Genomic DNA, 3406 nt, shown 5'->3' with positions numbered 1-3406 from the left:
CGGTGGAAAACGCTGCGGCACACCACCGCGAGCCCGCGCCGGACCAGCGACATCCTCGCCGCAGCGCTGCACCTCACCCATTTCGAATACAAATACCTACCGGAAAGTCGTTGAGATCAGCTCAGTGGGATGGATCGCGTTGTCCAATGGCTCAGTAGGGCGGTGGCTCCGCCACCGTTGACGTTCCCGGTGGCTCCTTCTTAAAAATGTAGTCGACGTCCGATTTCTTTGCTGGATTGACCTTCTTGTTGTCGGACCGTTGGTACCAGTTGTCGCCGTTAGTGCACACGACCAGGCATGCGTCGCCACGACGTCCGTTCTCGGAGACGCGGCGGTAGGTCGCCGGCTTCAGGGACCGACCTCCCACGGGAAATGTTGCCATACCACCATCTTGGGCGAGGCCGGTCGGTGGCGCAGGCAATGAAGAGATACTGGGCCAGACGACAGTCGCTTCGGAGGACCGGTAGTGTCAGCCAGCCTAAGCTAGCTCCCAAGCGTGACGCCGCGCGCTTCGTCGGCTCGCATCATCAGTGGCAGATCAGTTAACGCGACGAAGCGACATCCTACGAGTCGTCTGACCCAACCAGGCTGAGGCGAGCGTCAGCCTCCAGGCGCCGCACCAAATCGCCAAATCGCGTTGAATCGAACTGCTCGCTGCCGCCGAGGATAGCATCGACGTACGCTAATACGGCTTTCGCCGAAGCTCGGACGTCATCATTTCCTATTAACGAAACCTTTGCTGTTTCCTGCCAATACGAATTGCGAGCTTGCCGCCTCGCCTCGGAAGGCGCATCTTCCCACGTCAGCGCCGCGCGCATCTTCCCTGCGGCGCTGTACAGACTAGAGTATGCCCCCACTCTTGCCTGATGGAGACGGTATTGATCCTCGCGCCGATATTGCTCCTCACGAATTCGGGCAGCTTCCCTGAACTGAAGGCGCGTGCCCAGCCATGTCGCCATACCAGCAATGACAGCCCCGGCCCCAGTCAGCAATAGTGATTGCCAAATTCCCATCTAGCCATGGTTCCAGTCGCGCGCAACACCGCCCGACAAGCTACTCACGGCCAGTGCATTATCATCGGCAGATGAATGCACCGTCAAGGCCGTACGGAGTAGCCGATCTCTGTGCTCGCCTGCTCAGGCAGGCGCCTGGTCGGCGGCCGAGGTGATCGATGTGTGATCGACCGTTGTGCCGGTAGCAATTGGCGATGCGCCGCTGCTCGACCATCAGATTCGGTTCCGCGAGGCTGGTGGTGGGCCGGGTGCCCGGTCGTGAGTCGTGGAGTTCGCTGGTCGTGGCGTTGTCCGGCTGGGGCGGCTTGTCGTGGTGATCGGCCCGGCAGGCCGTGCTTGTCTGGGTCAGCCGGCGGTGGTGGCGACGTAGACAGTGTTGGCGGAGCTGCCCCCGGTCAGCGGGTTGGCGAAGGTCACCACGTGGGCGGTGGCGGTGACGAAACACTGCCGCAAGATGGTGAGGAATGCTTCGTCGGGTGCGTCGTCGGACCACAGCCCGAACGCCCCGCCCGGGTGCAGGCGGCTGCCGAGCCGGCGTAGTCCGGTGGTGGTGTAGAGGTCGGCGTGGGTGGGGTCCAGGACGTGGACGGGCGAGTGGTCGATGTCGACCAGGATGGCGTCGAAGCGGCGGTCCGGGGCGGCTGGGTCGAAACCGGTGCCGTCGCGCAGCAGGGCGAAGAAGTCGCCTTCCACCAAGGTGGTGCGGGGATCGCCGGCGAGAGTACGTGCCTGCGGGAGCAGTTCACGGCGATGCCAGTCGATCACCGGCGCCAGCGCCTCGACCACGATCAGGTACCGGACCCGGTCGTCGGCGAGGGCGGTGCGGGCGGTGTAGCCGAGGCCGAGTCCCCCGACGACGACGTCCAGCGGTCCGTTCGGCAGGGCCGCCAGGGTGAGCCGGGCCAGTTCCTGCTCGGCGACCGTGAACAGGCTGGACATCAGATATTCGTCGCCGAGTTTGACCTCGTACACCTCGGTGTTGGTGGTCGGTTCAAGGCGGCGTCGCAGGCTGATCTCGCCGATGCGGGTGCGGGCCCAGTCGAGTTCGGCGAACCGCGAGTGCATCGGGGTGTCCTTTCGGCGCGCTGTGGATCGCGCCGGCGGGAGTGGCCAGATGCTCAGGAACGCGACACAGCCGACCCTAGACCTGACCTCAATGCCTGCGGCCTGGAGGGGCGTTTGCGGGTGATGTAGTGAGCGACTTTGCCGAGCGCCTCGAACGCAAGGGCGGCCGGGAACTGGTCGCCCGTTGTCCGAGCAGGACGGACGCCCGGCAGGCGGCGGACTGGCTGGTCGACCGGTTCTCCCGGCTGGTGCCCGGACTGCCGGTGACCGCGAGCGTTGAGGGGGCGGCGGCCAGTTCCTCGTCGCCCTGGCCGCGGGCCGTCGCTGACCGGCGGCTCCTGGTCGGGGAACGATCGACGTGGCGATCCCCAAGTTGCGGCCGGGTTCGTACTTCCCGGACTGGCTCCTCGAGCGGCGTAATCGGGCCGAGGCCGCCCTGGTCAGCGTGGTCGCTATCGGCGGCCAGGGCGGCAACGGACGAGCGGCGGGAACGGCAAGCATTTGATCGGCCGGAACAGCGCGCTGGTGGCCTCGGTGTGCGCGAGCAGGATCATCGTCACGCACGATAGGGCAAATGCGGAGAAACAGTGATGACGTCAGGCGGGTTCGACGACCCTGCTCACGACCCAGCGATGCTTTCCGATCGGGCGCTCCTTGACGAAACCGAGCTTCTCGTACGTCGACAGGGCGCCGTGATACAGGAAGCCGGCCGGGACGGTGTCGGCGCCCTCGGGGTAACCCTCGACGGTGCCGCCGCCCAGCCCGGCGATCAGGTCGAGCGCGCCCGCCAGCGCGGCGGTGGCCACGCCCTGGCGCCGGTGGCCCTTGCCCACGTAGCAGCAGGCGATCCGCCAGTCGGGGAGGTCGCCGGTACGGCCCTTCTCGTACGCCACCCGACTTTTGATCGCGGGCAGCTCCTGCGGCGGGCCGAACTGGCACCAGCCCACGCAGTCGTCCCCGTCGAAGACGAGCGCGGCGTGGGTCGTCCCCTCCCGCACGCGCCGCTCCTTGGTGGCCCGGTTGACGTCCGCGTCGGTCCGCGACAGCTCGCCGTGGAACCCCACACACCAGCACCCGCCGAAGACGCCGTTGTTCCGCTCCACCAGGGCGGCGAACGCGTCCCAGGTCGACAGGTCGAGAGCTTTGACCTCGTACACCATGACGTCAGGCTATGCGTTTTCGTCGCAGGGGTGGGATTTGAACCCAGGGCCCCGGCAAAGTCGTCAGATGATCCCGAGCAGGGCGAGTGGGCGGGCGCTGTCGCGGGCGTGGTACCGGTTGGCGGCGGCGATGTTGGTGACGCCGGCGAGGCGCAAAGTGCCGATGGC

At 66.3% G+C, this 3406-nt stretch carries 3 protein-coding genes and 1 pseudogene; 1 reads left to right on the top strand and 3 read right to left on the bottom strand.

All coding sequences use genetic code 11. The features are described 5' to 3' along the window. Positions 1-563 precede the first annotated feature (563 nt). Together ACFQS1_RS40225 and ACFQS1_RS40220 are read right to left on the bottom strand one after the other, a co-directional pair. Entirely contained in the window at positions 564-1013 is a 450-nt protein-coding gene (locus ACFQS1_RS40225) for a hypothetical protein (RefSeq protein ID WP_378978291.1), read from the bottom strand. A 345-nt stretch (positions 1014-1358) separates the two neighbouring features. Beyond that, positions 1359-2078, bottom strand: coding sequence for a polyamine aminopropyltransferase (locus ACFQS1_RS40220; RefSeq protein WP_378978289.1), 720 nt, complete (start codon positions 2076-2078; stop codon positions 1359-1361). A 346-nt stretch (positions 2079-2424) separates the two neighbouring features. Here ACFQS1_RS40220 and ACFQS1_RS40215 point away from each other — a divergent pair. Then, positions 2425-2532 (top strand): annotated as a pseudogene (locus ACFQS1_RS40215) (transposase); the annotation flags it as partial. Positions 2533-2674: 142 nt separating this feature from the next. Here the strand turns inward: ACFQS1_RS40215 and ACFQS1_RS40210 are convergent. Continuing rightward, positions 2675-3238, bottom strand: a complete 564-nt coding sequence (locus ACFQS1_RS40210) for a GNAT family N-acetyltransferase (RefSeq protein WP_378978287.1) — start codon at positions 3236-3238, stop codon at positions 2675-2677. Positions 3239-3406: the final 168 nt, after the last annotated feature.

This window comes from Paractinoplanes rhizophilus, assembly GCF_042664765.1.
Taxonomy (GTDB): Bacteria; Actinomycetota; Actinomycetes; order Mycobacteriales; family Micromonosporaceae; genus Actinoplanes; species Actinoplanes rhizophilus.
Note: the sequence above shows the minus strand (reverse complement) of the source record. Positions and strands in the feature narration are given on the sequence as shown.

Excerpts from the sequence above, each read along its gene's own strand:
- ACFQS1_RS40220 (WP_378978289.1), bottom strand. The coding sequence starts at position 2,078 with ATGCACTCGCGGTTCGCCGAACTCGACTGGGCCCGCACCCGCATCGGC.
- ACFQS1_RS40210 (WP_378978287.1), bottom strand. The coding sequence starts at position 3,238 with ATGGTGTACGAGGTCAAAGCTCTCGACCTGTCGACCTGGGACGCGTTC.
- ACFQS1_RS40225 (WP_378978291.1), bottom strand. The coding sequence starts at position 1,013 with ATGGGAATTTGGCAATCACTATTGCTGACTGGGGCCGGGGCTGTCATT.